Annotated in this window: 19 protein-coding genes and 1 other RNA gene; 8 read left to right on the top strand and 12 right to left on the bottom strand. The window is 45.4% G+C overall.

The features are described from left to right. Positions 1-3: 3 nt before the first annotated feature. The 7 genes from ICN20_RS07725 to dnaX form a co-directional block, all read right to left on the bottom strand. Positions 4-3,081, bottom strand: a complete 3,078-nt coding sequence (locus tag ICN20_RS07725; protein ID WP_216860199.1) for an efflux RND transporter permease subunit — start codon at positions 3,079-3,081, stop codon at positions 4-6. Next, positions 3,082-4,353 (bottom strand): efflux RND transporter periplasmic adaptor subunit, encoded by a 1,272-nt coding sequence (locus tag ICN20_RS07720; protein WP_216239299.1) that lies wholly within the window; start codon positions 4,351-4,353, stop codon positions 3,082-3,084. Positions 4,354-4,362: 9 nt separating this feature from the next. After that, on the bottom strand, positions 4,363-5,826 hold the full coding sequence (locus ICN20_RS07715) for a TolC family protein (RefSeq protein WP_216239296.1): 1,464 nt from the start codon (positions 5,824-5,826) through the stop codon (positions 4,363-4,365). A gap of 259 nt (positions 5,827-6,085) precedes the next feature. Continuing rightward, complete coding sequence (locus tag ICN20_RS07710; protein ID WP_216239295.1) at positions 6,086-7,501, bottom strand: carbohydrate porin; 1,416 nt, start codon at positions 7,499-7,501, stop codon at positions 6,086-6,088. 230 nt (positions 7,502-7,731) lie between these two features. Beyond that, the gene (gene recR, locus ICN20_RS07705) at positions 7,732-8,346 is read right to left on the bottom strand and encodes a recombination mediator RecR (protein WP_216239285.1); all 615 of its coding nucleotides are present in this window, start codon (positions 8,344-8,346) and stop codon (positions 7,732-7,734) included. 23 nt (positions 8,347-8,369) lie between these two features. Continuing rightward, positions 8,370-8,693 carry a YbaB/EbfC family nucleoid-associated protein gene (locus tag ICN20_RS07700; protein ID WP_215321825.1) on the bottom strand — a complete coding sequence of 108 codons (324 nt, stop codon included), beginning with the start codon at positions 8,691-8,693 and terminating at the stop codon, positions 8,370-8,372. A 67-nt stretch (positions 8,694-8,760) separates the two neighbouring features. Continuing rightward, on the bottom strand, positions 8,761-10,434 hold the full coding sequence (dnaX, locus tag ICN20_RS07695) for a DNA polymerase III subunit gamma/tau (protein WP_216239282.1): 1,674 nt from the start codon (positions 10,432-10,434) through the stop codon (positions 8,761-8,763). A 32-nt stretch (positions 10,435-10,466) separates the two neighbouring features. Between dnaX and ffs the strand changes: the two genes are divergently transcribed. Beyond that, an RNA gene (gene ffs / locus ICN20_RS07690) (signal recognition particle sRNA small type) lies at positions 10,467-10,565 on the top strand. A 304-nt stretch (positions 10,566-10,869) separates the two neighbouring features. On the opposite strand, the gene ICN20_RS07685 is transcribed toward ffs, so the two are convergent. Next, entirely contained in the window at positions 10,870-11,904 is a 1,035-nt protein-coding gene (locus ICN20_RS07685; protein ID WP_216239281.1) for a sulfurtransferase, read from the bottom strand. Positions 11,905-12,036: 132 nt separating this feature from the next. Between ICN20_RS07685 and ICN20_RS07680 the strand changes: the two genes are divergently transcribed. The 3 genes from ICN20_RS07680 (at position 12,037) to ICN20_RS07670 (ending at position 13,439) form a co-directional block, all read left to right on the top strand. Beyond that, positions 12,037-12,696 carry a putative quorum-sensing-regulated virulence factor gene (locus tag ICN20_RS07680; RefSeq protein WP_216239279.1) on the top strand — a complete coding sequence of 220 codons (660 nt, stop codon included), beginning with the start codon at positions 12,037-12,039 and terminating at the stop codon, positions 12,694-12,696. Between the two features lie 111 nt (positions 12,697-12,807). Continuing rightward, complete coding sequence (locus ICN20_RS07675; protein ID WP_216239276.1) at positions 12,808-13,155, top strand: type II toxin-antitoxin system RelE/ParE family toxin; 348 nt, start codon at positions 12,808-12,810, stop codon at positions 13,153-13,155. After that, positions 13,152-13,439 carry a helix-turn-helix domain-containing protein gene (locus ICN20_RS07670; RefSeq protein WP_216239274.1) on the top strand — a complete coding sequence of 96 codons (288 nt, stop codon included), beginning with the start codon at positions 13,152-13,154 and terminating at the stop codon, positions 13,437-13,439. The genes ICN20_RS07675 and ICN20_RS07670 overlap by 4 nt, the downstream gene beginning before the upstream one ends. A 79-nt stretch (positions 13,440-13,518) precedes the next feature. Here the strand turns inward: ICN20_RS07670 and ICN20_RS07665 are convergent, their stop codons facing one another. From ICN20_RS07665 to ICN20_RS07655, 3 genes are all read right to left on the bottom strand, one after another. After that, the gene (locus ICN20_RS07665) at positions 13,519-13,662 is read right to left on the bottom strand and encodes a hypothetical protein (RefSeq protein ID WP_216239272.1); all 144 of its coding nucleotides are present in this window, start codon (positions 13,660-13,662) and stop codon (positions 13,519-13,521) included. A 63-nt stretch (positions 13,663-13,725) separates the two neighbouring features. Further along, complete coding sequence (locus tag ICN20_RS07660; protein ID WP_216239271.1) at positions 13,726-15,042, bottom strand: Y-family DNA polymerase; 1,317 nt, start codon at positions 15,040-15,042, stop codon at positions 13,726-13,728. Position 15,043: 1 nt separating this feature from the next. Beyond that, on the bottom strand, positions 15,044-15,535 hold the full coding sequence (locus ICN20_RS07655; protein WP_215359798.1) for a LexA family transcriptional regulator: 492 nt from the start codon (positions 15,533-15,535) through the stop codon (positions 15,044-15,046). A 227-nt stretch (positions 15,536-15,762) separates the two neighbouring features. On the opposite strand from ICN20_RS07655, the gene ICN20_RS07650 reads away from it, so the two are divergent. Then, positions 15,763-16,830 carry a tartrate dehydrogenase gene (locus ICN20_RS07650; RefSeq protein ID WP_216239270.1) on the top strand — a complete coding sequence of 356 codons (1,068 nt, stop codon included), beginning with the start codon at positions 15,763-15,765 and terminating at the stop codon, positions 16,828-16,830. Then, on the top strand, positions 16,827-17,798 hold the full coding sequence (locus ICN20_RS07645; protein WP_216239269.1) for a tripartite tricarboxylate transporter substrate binding protein: 972 nt from the start codon (positions 16,827-16,829) through the stop codon (positions 17,796-17,798). Before ICN20_RS07650 ends, ICN20_RS07645 begins: the two co-directional genes overlap by 4 nt. Positions 17,799-17,887: 89 nt before the next feature. Here ICN20_RS07645 and ICN20_RS10295 read toward each other — a convergent pair whose 3' ends face one another. Further along, positions 17,888-18,013: a hypothetical protein gene (locus ICN20_RS10295; RefSeq protein ID WP_255534690.1), complete on the bottom strand. Its 126-nt coding sequence runs from the start codon at positions 18,011-18,013 to the stop codon at positions 17,888-17,890. Between the two features lie 116 nt (positions 18,014-18,129). Between ICN20_RS10295 and ICN20_RS07640 the strand changes: the two genes are divergently transcribed. Then, entirely contained in the window at positions 18,130-18,402 is a 273-nt protein-coding gene (locus tag ICN20_RS07640) for a BrnT family toxin (RefSeq protein ID WP_216239267.1), read from the top strand. Further along, positions 18,383-18,730, top strand: coding sequence for a BrnA antitoxin family protein (locus ICN20_RS07635; protein WP_216239265.1), 348 nt, complete (start codon positions 18,383-18,385; stop codon positions 18,728-18,730). Before ICN20_RS07640 ends, ICN20_RS07635 begins: the two co-directional genes overlap by 20 nt. The last annotated feature ends 1 nt before the right edge of the window (position 18,731 follow it).

Below are 18,731 nucleotides of genomic sequence, written 5' to 3'. Positions count from 1 at the left end.
ATTTTAGATATTTTGCATTGCATTTAGAGCGCGACCTCTAAACCAGCTATAAATCACTGGCAATACAAGCAATGTCAAAATAATTGTGGAGACCATGCCGCCAACAATGACAAGCGCTAAAGGTCTTTGCGCCTCAGAACCTATTGAGTGAGACAGGGCGGCTGGTAAAAGACCTAAGCCCGCAAGGATTGCGGTCATTAATACAGGTCGCACCCGAAGAGCGGCACCGTCAACCATCACATCCTTCATTTCACCATGTTCTTTGGCGGTAGTTTTATTGATGAAGGAAATCAGAATCACCCCATCCTGAATTGCTATACCAAAGAGAGACAAGAATCCAAAGAAAGCAGAAATACTCAAAGTCTCACCTGCGAGATGCAATGCAATCACACCTCCAATGGCAGCAAACGGTACGTTAATCATCACAATGAAGGCATCACGGAAATTACCAAATGCACTAACAAGTAATAGGAAGATGCCAGTTAGAGCCAAAGGAACAATGACCATCAGCTTTTTATGTGCCTGCTTCATTTGATTAAACTGGCCATCCCAACTGATGGAGTAATTTGGCGGCAAAGTAATATTCTTCTCCACCAGATACTGAGCATCCTCCACGGCGCTTCCTAAATCACGATTACGAACGCTAAATTTAATAGCGATATAACGCTTACCTGCTTCACGATAGATAAAAAATGGTCCATCAGTAAGCTTCACTGTCGCCACCATAGACAATGGAATCTTAGTATCGCTTGGGGCGTCGACTAATAGATTGCCGATATCCGCCACATCATTACGACTACCCTCGTTAAGGCGAATGGCAATACCAAAGGTCTTTTCATCTTCAAGTAAGTTTGTTACTGCAGCGCCGCCAATAGCATTGGCAACCACAGTCTGGATGTCATTAACATTAATACCATAACGTGCAGCACGGTCACGATCAATCTGGATATTTAAGGTAGGCTGACCAAGCTCTTTAAGAACGCCCTCATCTGCAACACCACGGACCTTTTTAAGCTGCGCAACTACTTCATGTGCCTTCTGATCCAATATATCTAAATCTGAGCCATAAATCTTTACGGAGTTCTCTCCCTTAACGCCTGATAAAGCCTCATTGACGTTATCTTCAATATATTGAGAGAAGCTATAAGTAATCCCAGGAATGGTATCGAGCTCTTTTTCCAGCTGAGTAATCAACGACTTTTTGGACGAACCGGCAGGCATTTTGTCTGGGCCCTTAAGGTAAAGGCCATACTCCTGATTAAACACTCCTGTGGAATCAGTGCCGTCATCAGGACGGCCAATCTGAGCGGCAACCCGATCAATTTCAGGGCGCTCCATGAAGTTTTGACGCAATTGATTGGCGATCTTAATTGAATAATCCAAGTCAACTGTATTGGGTAGGGTAACGCGCAACCAAATATTGTTCTCTTCAAGCGTAGGTAAGAACGCTGTTCCAAGGCGGGTCATACTCAATAGCGTAATAGCCAATACAAAAACGGTAACTGAAAACACGGTTAGCGGACGATCCATCAACCTACGCAACAATGGTTTGTAGCCTGCAATTAACTTCGTAATAAATGCTGGTGGCTTGTGATGCAGATTTTCGCCAAAGACCAAAGAAACCATTGCCGGTAAAAAGGTTAAGCTCAATACCATTGCGGCAAGTAAGGCAAAACCCATGGTGAAAGCCATTGGTCTAAAAATAATGCCCTCCACGCCACCCATAAAAAATAATGGTGAATAAGCAACGATGATGATTCCTGTGGAATAAATCATGGCACGCTGTACTTCACTGGTGGCAAGAATAATGCTTTGGTTTAGGCGCTTACCGCCCTCTTCCAAATGACGCATCACGTTTTCACATAAGATCACTGCCGCATCAACAATGACGCCGAAGTCAATTGCCCCCAAGGAAATCAAATTCGCTGGGACACTCCATAGGTGCATCTGTATAAATGAAACGCATAGTGACAGAGGGATGATTGCCGCAACTACTGCTGCAGCGCGCAAATTGCCTAAGAATAAATACAGGACGACTAGAACCAGTGAGATACCGATGAGTAAGGTATGTTTAACGGTACCAATCGTGATATCCAACAAAGCTTGTCGGTCATAGAATGGCTTTACTTCGATACCAGGAGGCAATACATGCTTATTAATATTTTCAATGGTGGTTCGCACGCGAGCTAAAACCTCTGTAGCGTTCTCACCGCGGCGTAAATAAATGATGCCCTCTACGGAGTCTGGGTTGTCATTGAATTGGAACATTCCCAAGCGAGGAGCATTTCCAATTTCGACTTTCGCCACATCTCCTATACGAATTGGTACGCCGTTATTGATTGTGATGACTACCTGTTTGATATCGTCAATATTTTTCAAGAGGCCGACACCACGTACTACAAACTGCTGTTCACCGGTCGGCAGTAGTCCCCCACCAGTATTGCTATTAGCGTTCGTTAAAGCATCAATCAACTGATTAACAGATACGCCCTTTGCCTGAAGACTCTCAGGACTCACGACGACTTGATACTGACGCACTTTGCCGCCAAAAGAGGAAACATCAGCCACTCCAGGCGTCTGCTTTAGCTCTTTATAGATCTCATAGTTCTGTAATGTTTTTAACTGCGTGGATGAGGCATAGTCAGACCTCACCTCATAACGCATAATTTCACCAATCGCATCTGAATCAGGGCTGATGCTGGAGGTAACACCGGGCGGAAAATTCACGCCATTTAAGTTACTAATAAATATTTGTCGCGCTTTAAATGAATCCGTAGTCTCCGTAAATTTCAGAGTAACCACAGATAAACCAAATAGCGATACCGAACGAAAAGCCTGCAACCCCGGAATACCGGCCAAGGCATTCTCGACCGGAATAGTAACTTGTTGCTCTACTTCAGCAGTACTTCGACCTGGCCATTGAGAAATTGCTTGAATGGTTAAAGGAGCCACACCTGGATATGGCTGAATAGGCAATTTGCTTAGACTGAATACGCCTAAACCAAGCAATACGATCGAAGCAAATATGACAAGCGCGCGCTTCTCAACAACCCCTCGAATAAAGGAGGTAAAAATGCTCAATTAATCCTCCTGCTTAGCAAAGCGATCATTTAACAAAACAGCGCCTTGAGCTAGTATTTTCCATCCCTGCTCCACACCCTCCGTAATAGCAAAGCTCTTGCTATTGAGGTCGTAGCCTTTAACAGGAACGCGACGATATGATTCTGGACCAACTTTAATAATCGCGTAGCGGCTTTCACGCACTCTGACGATAGCAGTCTGAGGAACAACAACAGCATCAGTATTCCCAGTCGTAAGCAAACCAGATGCGAACATATCAGGCCGCAATAAATCATCAGTATTTTCTACATCAGCGCGAATTAATAAAGCGCGTGTCTGCGGATCAATAGTTGGCGCAATATAGTTTGCATAAGCAATAAATTCTTTTTCAGGATAAGCTTCAAGACGCAAGACCATTTTCTGACCTTGCTTAATCATCCTAAAGTCTTGCTCAAATACATTACCCAAGAACCAAAGCTGTTTTGGATCGGCTAAGGTTGCAATCACATCACCAGCGTTTACGGCGGAGCCAGGTTCTACATTACGCTTAACGACAACACCCTTCAAAGGTGAGCGCATCACTAAATTGCTAGTCGTTTTACCAGTATTTTCAATACTCTTAATGTCGCCTTCACCAGCGCCGAGATTTCTCATTCGGTTAGCTGCCGCCTGCTGGGTAATACGTGCATCCCCCAGTAAGTCGCTCATTGTTTTACTTGTCTCAAGCACTTTAGCCGTCTTAGAGGAAAGCAAGTATTCTTGCTGTGCAGATAAAAATTCTGGGCTATACATCTCAACAATAGGTGAGCCAATGTCTACCTGAGCGCCATCGAAAGCATAAATACGCTCTACGCGACCAGGAGCTCGGGCTGAGAGTACTTTTGATTTTTCGGCATTAAACGCCAAACGCCCAGGCACTTTGATGTTGACTGGTACTTGCACTTTTTCTGCCGATTGAAATACATAAATCTCTGGATTCAACGTGACGCCAGGAAGGCTCAACTCTAATACGCCACTCTTCTCTACCCTTAAAGCCTTGTCGGAGGATTCAATCTTTACTGCGCGATTCACGTTGGTGACACGACCCACAACAATGCCCAGCGAAAGAATCGCAAATGCAAATGCAGCCAAGCGTACTCGATGACGATTCTGCGGAGTGAGATTCCAATACAAACCTACTAACCCAGCAGCAGCTACTTTTGCATGATGCGCACCATGATGTGCGCCCTTATGCAGAATCGGCTTTGCCTTTTCAGATATATTTTTCAGAAACGAAAGAATTTTGTCTTTCAAAACTACTCCTTAAAAGGGCTCTTTACCCGCTGAAACCATCAATACCGCTTGTGCCTGCAAAAGATTGCTCTCAGCTTGAGCCAATGCAATCTCCAAGTTACGCAATTGCGTTTGCGCAGTCAACAAATCATTAAATCCTTGGCCGTTATTTGAGTACTGCGTTAAGCCAACCTTATAGGCAGCATCTGCTTGAGGTACTTGGCGATCTCTCAAAAACTGGGTTTGGTTCTTAGCTTGCTCATAAGCAGCATAAGCAGTATTCACGGCCAGCACAATTTGCTGGCGATTAGAAATATTACCGGCCTCAGCAGCTGCTTGATTGCGCTGCGCCTGCTCCACCCCATACTTTTCTTTAGTAAAGAAGTACAAAGGAATAATCAGATCCAATTCAAATTGATAGAACATCGCACCATTGTTTGCGGAAAATGGACCGCGCGGTGTAAAAGATGAACCGATCACCTGAAAGTCCGGCAAGTATGCTTTCTTTGCCAAATCAACACCCTTACGCGCAGCATCTAATTGCAATGCTGAACTCTTTAGGGATGGATGACTGGTTTCTGCATAGTCTTCTAATTCAATTAAAGTTGGCACAGCATTCATTGCACGACGGACATCAGCACGCAATATTAGTTTGTCACGAGAGTGGCGACCGACCAAAGTATTAATGTTTTTCAAGGCGACATCGAGTTGACGCTCTACATTAAATTGGTCTGCCTGTGCAGCACTTTGTGCCACTTGAGCATTTAAGAACTCTACATAGGCTGCAGCATTATTAGCGTATCGCGCCTTTGCTACGTTCTTAATCATCTCTAAGCGCATTACAGACTCTTTAAGAACTTGTAATTGCTTTTGAGCAGCAAGGGCGTTGTAGTACAGGGTTGAGAGCTGGGCGCCTAACTGTAGATAGGTAGATTCAGAACTTGCTAACAATGCCTCTGCATTGGTATCAGCAATATCTGCTGCCAGACTCTTCTTACCTGGAAACTGAAAAGGTTGCGCTACAGAAATCGCGTTATTGCTACTGATGCCACCAGGGTATTGTTGTGATGGGGCATTTGCTCCACCTAATGCAAACGGAGAATTCACCGGCATACCAGACCATACCAATCCAACCTGTGGATTAGCGGGTGCATTAATTTGTGGGACAGTAGCCTTGGCAGATAAGTAAGACTCACGCAAGGAAGATAGTTGTGGATTGTTAATCCTTAACTCATTCCACAGTTGACGCAAATCCATCTCTGTTGGCCCGGATGAAACAGGCTTGGTATAGATCTTCGGAGTATTTGCCTTTGTTACTGGAGCAAACATTTCTGTAGCTTTAGAGGTTCCGCCAAGTTGTGAGCCAATCGAAGGCGGTGCAGCTAATGATGTATCACCAGACTGAACAGTCACGCTTGCTGGAGCAACGTCCATCGCCGGTTGAGCAAACGCAGAAACAGAAAAGACGGGGGCGCAAACAACAAAAGCGGCCATTACAAATGGAGTCGCGCTATTGAACGGTTGAACTACGCTAGTTTTGTGTTTACCCAGAATCAACAAATCCTGCTGCCTCTAAATCAAAAATGCTGTTTTTATAGCCCCAGAAGCAGATTTAGAACCTATCCACACCCATTTCAGGGGGTTTTAAGGATTATAGGGGACAAAAGCTAAAAGTCGAATAATTGAGAATCTCTATGTTATTGATTCTAAAGATAATAATTAAGACTCATTGCATCTGTAGCCGGCAAATCTCTTAAAACTCGGCATGAATCCTAAAAGACAGGATATTCACAGGGCCACGGGCTGCGTTATAGGCCGGATTATTGATGTGTTGAAAGTTCAATCCAGCCAGTACATTCTTAATCACGGTAGCGTTGTAATACAGCTCGCCGATACGCTCTGGACGATAAGAAATCGCCTGACCCGGTCCAGCATAGTCGCCAATAAAGTAAGACACTCCGCCAGCCTGTAGATAGCCTCTTCTAAAACTAGAGAGTCCGTTTTGCATCATTGATATGCCGATACTATCTTTTGGACGACTCCAGCTCGTGCCATTCATACCCAGACCTACTGATAAAGAGTTATCAGCTTCAGTAAAAGACATCGTCTCTGTATGACCATCAGATGTAAAGGCGCGTCCATAGATCCCAAGATCATTAGTTAAGGCCTGCTCTGCGTTAAGACCAATACCGGTTTTATATTGGTAGTTATTACGCACATTATTAATGGCTTGTGTGCCTTGCGCATTATTTGCCACAACATAATTTGTTGCATCTTGAAAACGCGCTAGCATCATTCTGTTGCGATAAGCCAGCACACTCACCTTACCAGGCAAGTTAGCAATTTGATGCTGACGCTCTACTTCTACTTGATCGCCATACGCATTAAAAATTTGCCAATTGAGATCGCGGCCATTCGGAGCCTTTGGAGCCAACATACGTGAGGCGCGCATAACCCAATTACCGAGATACCATTCACCCGCTAAGCCAGTACTGTAGCCGCGTGCATCGGCAGCATAGTCATAGGCTAAATAGGTCATATTGCCCCAGTTCATGAACTGTACGCGAGGATCTTTAGCGTAACGACTGTCGTCAAAAATATCTAAAGTAGAAAACTGACCTGCAGTAACTACTACGCGATTACTGCTAACTGTTTGGGTAATTTGATTGGCTTCATTTTCAAGAACAATCTTGTCACCCTCTTGATTAATTGTCTGGCGCAAGAATGCGCGTGCAGAATAAAACTTTGCTTGGGCACCATTCGCTTTGGTTGCTTCACCATTCGTAAATCCACCAAGTCCAGTGAGACCAGAAAATGGCACGCCAGAAATCACTTCAGGATTGAAATAAATATCAGTATTCGGAGCTATGCGCGCGCCAAAGAATAAAGTTCCAGACCAGGTATAGCTCATCGACTTCAGCGAAGACATACTGTTCTGACCAGAATAGCTGGAGGTAAAGTTGTTGTAACGCTGATTAATATAAGTTGTTTGGCCATGCACGTTTACCGGCAAACCAAAGAGCTCGCCCTCAGTTGGCAAGCCATGAATAGCCTCAGCAAAACTCGCGATTTGGTCCGAGCCTGATCCCGCCTTCTGCGCGAACGCAGTTGCCCCGAAAAATGTACACATAATGCTCAACAGGAGAAGTAGATAAATCTTGCAGGTCATTCACAATTTCTAATGGGGATGCCAGTGCAATGCAATGGCAACATGCCGATGGAGAAAACTAGGCAAACACAGCTTGAGATTGAAGCTCAAGGGTGGTGCAGACCAAATTATCCCCAAAAAGAGGCAATTTACCTAGTCTTTATGGCAACAAGATGACAGATCGGGAAAGGATCGCTGCTAGATTAGGCTAGGCTTGTGCCCTGAAAACAACTCACGGATCAATCAGAAGATTAACGGCGGTCCATTAAGGCGCGGGCCAAGGTACCAGCATCGACATATTCGAGTTCGCCGCCAACTGGAATTCCCCGTGCAATACGGGTGACTTTGATGCCTTTGGCTTTAAGCACTTCACCGATGTAATGAGCAGTTGCTTCGCCTTCGCTAGTAAAGTTGGTTGCAAGGACAACTTCTCGTATAGCTATACCGGTATCGGGAGCCTCAATGCGATTGAGTAAGCGATCAAAGCCAATTTCGTTTGGGCCCATGCCATCAAGTGGTGAGAGGCGCCCCATTAATACAAAGTAATTGCCTTTGAAACTTAAGGTCTGCTCCACCATGATTTGGTCAGCAGGAGTTTCCACAATACACAGCAGCGATGGATCACGACGACCATCAGAGCACGTACCGCAAATCTGTGTTTCTGAAAAAGTATTGCAACGAGCACAGTGCCCTACTGTCTCAACTGCCTCACCTAATGATTGAGCGAGTACAGCTGCACCATTGCGATCATGCTGCAGAAGATAGAACGCCATGCGCTGAGCAGACTTAGGCCCTACCCCAGGCAGAACGCGTAATGCCTCGATCAAACGACCGAGCGCATCTTGAGGGGCTTCTATACGGGCCATTAAATAGTTAACTGTCTATTGAATTAAAAAGGCAACTTGAAGCCAGGAGGCATAGGCATGCCAGCAGTAGCGCCAGACATCATCTGTGCACTCGCAGCCTCAACCTGTTTGAATGCTTCTGTGTAGGCAGTCACGATCAAGTCTTCCAACATCTCGCGATCATCCATTGCGCCTGGGTCAATCTGCACACGCTTGAGTTCGTATTTGCCAGAGATACTTACTTTAACTAAGCCACCAGCTGCTTGGCCAGTCACTTCCAACGCAGCCAGTTCGGCTTGCGCAGTTTTCATCTTCTCTTGCATCTGCTGAGCCTGTTTCATGAGGCCAGCAAGTCCACCTTTCATCATCGCTTTATTTCCTTAGTGCTTTTGAATATTAATATTTATTTAAAGGGCTTGTATTGCAGTGGCCGCATCAAAGAGGTTTCACTGAGCCACCAACTACTTTGGCGCCAAACTCTTTTTCCAGTTGCTGAATAAATGGATCAGCAGCAATCATCTGCTCCGCATTCATTCTTTTCTCTTGATGAATCTGGGCATCAACCTTAGCAACCGTCTTGCCCTCTACTTCACCCTTCTCAATCACGATCTTTACTGGCTTACCAAAGTGAGCAGTAAGTGCATCAGCTAAGCGACCAACAGATGCATCAGAAGCTAACTGCGGCATTGGCGTCACAATCGTTGCGCGCACTCCAGCCGCTGAATCATTCCAATCCTGTAACTCTGTCTGAAATGCTAACTGCTGCACCATCCCTTTAACGGGTAACTGACGCATCAATGCATGCCAGTCTGGACGCTCAGCTGAGCTAGCCAAAGCAGTAGGGGCAGATACCGTAGCTGCCGGTGCTGTAGCTACTGCTTTAGCGGCAGGTGCTGCTGGCGCAGGAGTAGCTGTTCTAGCTGCTGGCATTGAGGGCACTGGACGAGCAGTATTTACTGGTGGGGCCGAGGGCGATGAAGGTGCCGGAGAGGAGTTGCCTCCACCACCACTACCGGGGCGAAATGCCAACATACGCAAGAGTGTCATGGCAAAGCCAGTTTGTTCATCGGGAGCTAGTGATAAATCTGGACGACTAGTAATCGTAATTTGATAAAAGAGTTGCGCCTCTTCTTTTGTAAGTTGACCAGCTAAGCGACGAATCTCGCCTGCTTCTGGCCAATCCTCTAGAACAGACTCTGGAACAACTTGTGCTGCTGCAATCTTTTGCAATAGGCTCGAGAGATCTTGCAGCGCTAATGAGAAAGACATGCTGCGCTCACCCATTTCATTTGCAACTGCAAGTAGGCTTGCGCCATCTTTAGCAATAAGGCAATCCAAAATACGAATGAGATAAGCATCGTCTAATGTGCCAAGCATGCCACGTACAGATTCTTCAGACACTTTGCCCGCCGCATAGGCAATAGCTTGATCAGTCAGCGATAGGGCATCGCGCATGGAGCCTTGTGCTGCCTTGGCGAGAACGCGCAAGGCATTGACTTCGCATTCCACCTTCTCGGCAGCGAGTACTTTTTCTAAATGCTCAACAATGAGTGGTACTGGCATTTGCTTGAGGTTGAACTGCAAGCAACGCGACAGAATAGTTACTGGGATCTTTTGTGGATCGGTAGTAGCTAGAATAAATTTAACGTGCTCTGGAGGTTCTTCCAAAGTTTTAAGCATGGCATTGAAGGCATGATTGGTGAGCATGTGCACCTCATCAATCATGTAGACCTTGTAGCGTGCATTGCTTGGTGCGTAAGCAGCCTTTTCTAAGAGAGAGGCAATATCGTCCACACCACGATTACTTGCAGCATCCATCTCTATATAGTCAACAAAACGCCCTGCATCGATTTCCATACAGGCCGGGCATTTTCCACAAGGCTCTGAAGTCATCTTGCCGGATCCATCGGATCCCGTGCAATTGAGGGCTTTGGCCATAATCCGGGCAATTGTTGTCTTACCTACCCCACGGGTGCCTGTAAAGAGCCATGCGTGGTGCAAGCGACCTTGGTCCAAAGCATGCGTCAAGGCCTTAACCACATGGTCTTGGCCTACTAATTCAGAGAAGGTTTTAGGGCGCCACGAACGGGCTAATGCCAATGCTGTCATGTCTTACATTCTAACAAGCTAAAATGGAATTGGATGGGCCTCCCCGCATGGTGGGTTGGATAACCTGGTCAGGTCGGGAACGAAGCAGCCAAACCCAATTTCTGCCAGTGCCGGGGGTTTGGCTCATCCACCCTTTCCCCATCAAAATGCGTGATTCAGAATATCTTCAGAATCCTCAAAATCCCCCAAATCATCCAAATAATTAGCAAAACTAGGACGGTTCGAGCGTCTAGCGAGATTCTGAATAACTGCAGATGCTTATGGGAGCACTCAATAGAAACTCGCAAGGCAGACCCCTCTAAATAGAAATATTCAGCGTAGAGGTTCGATGTGGCGATGCATAGAGATTAAGGATGAATTGGATGTAAGAAGAAAGAAATCTTGGCGCAGTACAAGAGCAACCAAGAATCAGGTCCTCCTACATCCCATATCCATTTAATTGTTTTTATTTTTTAAAGCTTCTTCTAGCTGACTGATTTTATTTTGCATCGCAGTCATCTTCGCATTAAGTGCGCCAACATTTAAGAATGTTTCATCAGCAACTGGCGCCTTAAGGTTGTTACCCCAACCCAGCCATGACGAGTCATATACCTTGACCTTCTTAAAGCCCAAGGACTTCAATACCGTTGCAGTCTCAGCGGCCCGCACACCACTTTGGCAATAGACCACAGTTTCTTTATCAGGATCGAGATTGGCGTACAGTTTTTTTAGATCCGTTTGATTTTTAAGCGCCATGCCAGAGTTATCGGCAACCTGTTTCTTGCCCAGCTTGATCGCAGTTGCTGGATCTTGCCAATTGTCCTCATAGGGAATATTAGTAGCATTGGGAATATGACCACCCCGAATCGTGCGCACGTCCTTACCCGAAAACTCATCAGGTGTTCTGGCATCAATAATTTGTACAGATTTGGATTGGGCAAGCTTGAGCATCTCCTCATTACTAACAACCAATTGAGGCTGGGGTACTAACACTACTGATACTGGTGGCAAGGTTTGGCGCTCTTTTTGAATTGGCAGGCCAGCTTGTTTCCAGCCGTCAATACCATCATGGTAAATCTGCGCATCTTTCCCGCCAAAATAATTAATTGTGTACAGGCCAAAATAAGTATATGGATTTCCGCGTGCGCCATAAACTACAACATCTTTGTTCACATCTAAACCAGCAGCGTTAAAAATCTTTTGTATTTGCTCTGTAGGGATGTAGTCTTCCTTATTCGGGTCACGCAGCACGTTACCGATCTCACCAATATTGATTGCTCCCGGGATATGGCCATCTAAGTAACTTTTTTCATCGCGTACATCCCAAATAATCGCGCCGCGAGCAACCGCCTGCTGCATCTGATCCGTCTGGATGATGGCTATTTTTTGCTGAGCAAATGCCATGGAAAAAATGGATGCCAATACGATTGCTAACAATGATTTCACGATGCTTCCTTGGATTGAATATGGGTAAATAAGCGATGAATTCATGATAAACCACCGCCTATTCATTAATGATCTCAGAAAAAGGGCGTTTGAGGTATGGGACCTTCTTATTTAACGCCCATGGAAAGAAATGAATTCGAGGCACAATAGAATGACTCAATCCCAACAGACCCCCATATGCCCCAAGCCATTATTTTTGACGTAGAAGCGACCGATAAGAACGATGCAGTGATTATTGAAGCAGCCTCACTCGATGTCACCTCCCTCAATCCATTTGAAGTGGGCAATCCCTGGGTGCAGCGTTACAACCCAGGTAAGCCTATTAGCCTAGGTGCACTTGCCACTCATCACATCATGGATGAGGAATTAGTCAATTGCCCAGCAAGCAGCTCTTTTAGATTACCGGCCGGCACTAAATATCTGATTGGTCACAACATTGATTTTGATTGGGTTGCCATTGGCAGTCCAGATGTGAAGCGCATCTGCACGCTGGCACTTGCGCGCAGTCTGTGGCCTGAATTAGATAGTCATACTCAAAGCGCCCTTCTTTATTACTTTGAGCGTGATACTGCTAGAGATCAACTGCGCAATGCGCATAGCGCCTTAGCTGATGTATGGATCTGCTCAAAAATTGTTACTCAGATTATCGATAAGTTACACCCCGTTTCTTTGGATTCTTTATGGGAGATGTCTGAGAAAGCCAGAATTCCAACAACGATGCCTTATGGAAAACATAAGGGCGAGCTGATCAGCCAAGTGCCTGGTGATTACAAGCAATGGCTACTACGCCAAGACAATGTCTCTGGTTATTTGCGTAAAGCTTTAGAAGCTAAGTAATTAAGGCTTGTAGCGCCCCCTCAACCCGCCCATTAGGCAGGCTAAATAGTCCTACATCAAATTCAGTAATTTCTGATGCAATAAGTGTATCATTATTGGTACGCTATATGGATGAAGACCCCCATATTAGACGTGTGCTTTTTTAAAACAGAAACAAATAATGAGCCCGTTAGAAGTTGGCTTCAATTGCAGACTGTTAAGGATAAAAAGCGCATAGGTGAAGATATTAAAACTGTTCAATTTGGCTGGCCTCTTGGGATGCCCCTTGTCAGACACATTGATGGCGAAATTTGGGAGATTCGCTGCAGACTCAGTGGTGGTATTGCGAGAATTCTTTTTGTATTAGAGAACAGCACAATGATATTAATTCATGGATTTATGAAGAAACAGCAAAAGACACCCAAGCAAGATTTAGATTTAGCAAAAATTAGAGTAAAGCAGTTAAGGAGATCTGTATGAAGAAAAAGCATATTGGTAGCAATTTTGACGAATTCTTAAAAGAAGAATCCCTCCTTGAGCACTCAACTGCCGTAGCAGTAAAACGTGTCATAGCCTGGCAAATTGAGCGTGAAATGGAGAAACAACAAATTACCAAGACCTCTATGGCTAAGAAAATGCATACTAGTCGCGCAGCTTTAAATCGCTTGCTTGATGAAAGCGATACCAGCCTTACATTAACTACACTAGCCAGTGCAGCGACTGCCCTGGGAAAGAGAATTAAGCTTGAACTAAAGGCCGCCTAAAAAGAATAAGGGAATAAGGAATCCGTGATTTCCTTATTCCCCTTCCAGGCCTACTGCTTGTTTTTTATTTATTGTTTATTTACTGATAACGACGATTAAATACCTGCTTTGTTTCATTTTCATTACGCTTGGTATTTTTCAGCACTGCACAGTAAGACAGGATCATGATCACCGCCAATGAGATGCCGTTAAAGTTATTCATCAAGTTGCTGATTGTGTTCATTTGTTTCTCCTTTATGGGTTATTACGTGCTATTTACTAGTTAATTGGTTTATTGCTAAATTCTTTATCTCGCTACCGGCAACTCATCCCACTTGGTGGTGTAGTTCGGTGATCGATTGTTTGATCTCATCTGCCACTCTCCCTTAGTGCCGTTAGTTCCTGCTGCCGCGGATCTGATCACTGCATTTCCAAAGCGGGTATTGATCTCGTCCACTGCTTTCATGAGATGCGCTGATTTACCTCTGGTCTCAATATCCTCAAACAAGGATTGCTGAGCTGTTGGCTTATCGCTAATCAGATTGAGGATGACGCCCGCCTTCTTGTAACGGAAGTTGGCTTGATAGATCTGTTTGAGACCCGCTAGCGCTGCATTGGTTAAGGTCAGTGTGTTATCTGTTGGGTCTGCCAGTGGAATCGTGACACTCTGGTGATGCTGTGGTTCGTTTTGCTTAAACGGATTGGTTTGGATAAATACCGTGAGCGCGCCCGTAGTACCGTTTTGCGTTCTGAGTTTTTCAGCAGCGCGCGCCACATGGGTGGCAACGGATTCAGCGAGCTCTACTTGACTGGTAACTAACTTACCAAAACTACGTGAGGCGATGATTTGCTGTTTGGCTGGCGCTACTTCCTCTAGTTGTAAACAAGATGTGCCACGTAACTCATAACAGAGGCGCTCCATCACTACACCAAACTGTTGACGCATGGCTTGTGGTGAAGCTTGTAAGAGATCAAATACGCTCTGAATATTTTGGGCTTTGAGTTTCTTGGCGATTTGTTTACCAACACCCCAAACCTCGCCCACTTCAGTCTCGCTCATCCACTGATAGAGCTCTTCTTTTGCCATAGCATTCACATCACACACGCCAACGAACTGCTTGTGCTTCTTAGCCAAATGATTGGCTAGTTTGGCTAAGGTCTTGCTAGCGCCAATGCCCACGCATACTGGCAGGCCAGTAGTATCTTTAACCTGCTGCTTGATCTTTTGACCCAATTCAATAGTGTCTTGGTATTGCTTGAGGACAGTCTCGATTTGCAAAAAGCTCTCGTCGATGCTGTAAACCTCTAGGTTTGGTGTGAACTCTCTGAGCACCTGGACCACGCGGCTACTCATATCGCCATACAAGGTGTAATTGGATGAATAAGCCTGAATGCCGTGCTTCTTAGCCAAGTCTTTCATCTGAAACCAAGGTGTTCCCATCTTCACACCAAGCGCTTTGACTTCAGCACTACGCGCTACGGCACATCCGTCGTTGTTGGAAAGCACCACCATCGGTACCTCTTCTAACTTTGGCTGAAATACGCGCTCACAAGAAACATAGAAGTTGTTTACGTCTACGAGCGCGAAGAGTGGAGTTGAGGTGGTTTGTGAATTCGAGTTCATCTCACTTCCCATTCCGACCGCTAGCATTACTGTACTTACGCACTACCCCGACAACTACACCCCAGATTTGTAGCTCGCTGCCTTCATTAAAGGTAATGGGTTGATAGTTGGGATTTTCTGGTTGAAGCTCAATACGGCCACGCAACTGATAAAGACGCTTGATGGTGTACTCGCTATCAACAACGGCCACAACGATGTCTTTATGTTTTGGCTTAAGCGCTTTATCAACAACGACCTTGTCGCCATCACAAATTCCGGCACCCAGCATCGAATCCCCCTTCACAGTGAACATGAAGGTAGCTGGCTTGTTTTGGACGAGGTAATGATTCAGATCGAGGCCGTCTTCGGCGTAATCTGCCGCTGGACTAGGGAATCCCGCTGACATCCGATGACTGAGGAGCTTGAGCTCATAAGCGGCAAAATGGCCTGCCAAGGCTTGTGGTGCTTGGCTCAGGGTTACTTTTGCGGGGTTCATTACTTGCGTCATAGTCATTAATATACTGTATGTTTATACAGTATATGTAAAAACCGCAAAAATGGCCTTATTTTTGTTGTTTTGGGGCCATCAGCCCCTCCTGCCCCCTCTTTTTTCTACCCCTCCCTAGTCATAAACCCCGAGTTCACCCTACTCATATTGACCCCTAAGGAATTGCATAATGGGCCTAGAAGCTACTGCGGAAGTGATTCAGTAGCTCATATAAAAAGAACAGTAGGAGACACATGAAGACGTATAAGATCGCGTCCGTCCCGGGCGATGGCATTGGTAAAGAAGTTATCCCAGAATGCGAAAAGGTATTGAATGCCTTAAGCAAAAAACATCCTGAAGTCGCTTTCCAATTCGAGCACTTTGATTGGGGTGGCGATTACTACCGTAAGCACGGCATCATGATGCCTGAAGATGGTCTTGAGCCTTTGCGCTCTAAAGACGCTATCTTGTTCGGCTCAGCTGGTGATCCCAAGATTCCGGATCACATTACTTTGTGGGGCTTGCGCCTCAAAATCTGCCAAGGCTTTGATCAGTATGCGAACGTACGCCCTACTCGCATTCTTCCTGGTATCGAAACTCCACTACGTAATTGCAAGCCCGATCAACTCGATTGGGTGATTGTGCGTGAGAACTCCGAAGGCGAATACTCTGGTGTAGGCGGCAGAGCCCACCAAGGCCACCCTATTGAAGTAGCTTCCGATATGAGCATCATGACCCGCGTTGGCGTTGAGCGCGTACAGCGCTTCGCCTTTAAGCTAGCGCAGTCACGCCCTCGCAAGCATCTCACTGTGATTACTAAATCCAACGCACAGCGCCATGGCATGGTGATGTGGGATGAGATTGCCAATATCGTTGCTAAAGACTTTCCAGATGTAACTTGGGATAAAGAATTGGTTGATGCTGCTACTGCGCGCATGGTCAATCGCCCAGAATCACTAGACACGATCGTCGCCACCAATTTACACGCCGACGTGCTCAGTGATTTAGCAGCCGCATTGGCTGGCAGCCTAGGTATTGCACCAACTGCCAACCTAGATCCAGAGCGTCGCTATCCCTCGATGTTTGAGCCGATTCATGGTTCTGCCTTTGACATCATGGGTAAAGGACTCGCCAATCCGATTGGCACCTTCTGGTCAGCGGTGATGATGCTCGACTTCCTCGGTGAGAAAGCGCTAGGAGCAAAGCTAATGGCAGCTATTGAAAAAGTGACAGCCAATCCAAAGTTACATACTCGCGATTTAGGCGGTACAGCCATGATGAGTGACGTTACTAATGCAGTGATTGAGGAGATCTCCAAATGAAGCTATTGAAATTACCTAAGTCTTTAAGTGTCCTACTGGGTGCGTGCTTGATTTCATTCGGATTGCTATCAGGTGCAAATGCTCAACCCTTCCCGGACAGAACCATTCAGTACATCATCCCCTTCCCCGCTGCTGGCGAATCAGATTTAGTGGCGCGCTATCAGGCTGATATTTCCGCCAAGAAGTTTAAGCAACCGATGGTGGTGATGAATCGAGCTGGTGCTGGTGGTGCATTAGTTTGGAGCTCCATGAATACCTATCCCGCCGATGGCGCAACGGTAGTGGGTGTCAATATCCCGCATACGATCTTGCAGCCACTACAAGAAGGTATCCAGTACAAAACCGAAGACATTAATGCGATCTACTACTACCACTTCACTCCGGACGCTTTGATGGTATCGGCCGACAGCCCCTATAAGACCTATCAAGAATTTATTGCAGCAGCCAAAAAAGAGCCAGGCAAGATGTCTTTAGCTGGCTCAGCGCAATTCTCTGCCAACCATATGGCAGTGGAGCGACTCAATAAATTAGCGGGCGTCAAAATCAATTACGTACCCTTTAAAGGTACAGGCGATTTAATCACTGCCTTGATTGGAATGCACGTTGATGGCGCTATGGGCTATCTACCTTTAGCCATTCAGCAAAAAGGCAAGGTACGCACCCTGGCAATCGCCACTGAGAAACGCAATCCCGCTCTACCAGACGTGCCCACTTTTAAAGAGTTAGGCCTGAACTGGGTAGACGGCGCTTACCGTGGTGTAGCGGTGCCAAAAGCAACACCATTGGTATTGCAACAAAAGATGTCTGATTACTTTGCGCAACTTAATGCTGATCCTGAAACCAAGAAGAAGCTGGAAGATGCTGGCTTTGTCATTGTGGATGTACCTTTGGCAAAAATGCCAGCATTCATGAAAGAGAAAACGGCTCAAGCCATGGATGATGCCAAGAATGCAGGAATGATTAAATAAGGTTTAAGCCCTCTACTTTGATTTTTTCTTTAGTCTCAAATAAAAAACCACCGCATCGGTGGTTTTTTATTGGGCGCTTACTTTCTGTTTTAGCAAAAAGCAAATGCCAGAATCGCAGGATCATCCAGAAAAGCATTGGATAGATAAATGCTGGCTCGGTAAAACCAAGGCTGCACAGTTTCTACTAGCTCGATGATGATGGGGAAGCGTTCCATACCTAAATGATAGCGCTTAATACCCCTTAAAAGCAGGTTCTTATTGGAATCCCCTTAATTTTTGTAGTTATATTAATTCATTGATGTTATGATTTAACGTAACTACAATATTTCCGATGAAATTTATTTATGATTCGGCAAAAAATGACTCAAACATTGAAAAACATGGTCTTCCCCTCTCAGATGCAAAGCTGCTTGATTGGAGTGCCGCCTATAGCTGGGTTGACCAAAGAAAAGATTATGGTGAAGAAAGGCGCATTGCCCTGATTCCAAATAATCAACGCGTGTATTGCGTGGTTTATGTTGAATCAAAAAATGAAATCAGAATTATTAGCCTAAGAAAAGCAAATTCCCGTGAGGTAAATTTTTATGAAGAAAAAACTAATTAGACCGAGTGCTGAAGAGGATGCTGCAATTACCAAGGCAGCTCTATCCGATCCTGACAACCTGCCCATCACAGAAGAAGAGTGGAGTGAAATTAAACACCGAGTGGTTCGGGGCAGAGGGAGGCCCTTAGGTAGCGGAGCCAAAGAGCAGGTTACCCTAAGAATTGATAAAGATATTTTAGATTTTTATAAATCTAAAGGTGAAGGCTGGCAAACTTTTATCAATCAAGTGCTTGGTGAGGTGAAAAGAGAATCCAAATCAATATCGACTGTTGAAAAGAAGTTGAGCAAAGGAACCATATTGACCAACAAATTTAAGGTTGCTGCTTAAT

It is taken from the genome of Polynucleobacter sp. JS-Polo-80-F4, assembly GCF_018881965.1.
Classification (GTDB): domain Bacteria; phylum Pseudomonadota; class Gammaproteobacteria; order Burkholderiales; family Burkholderiaceae; genus Polynucleobacter.
Note: the sequence above shows the minus strand (reverse complement) of the source record. Positions and strands in the feature narration are given on the sequence as shown.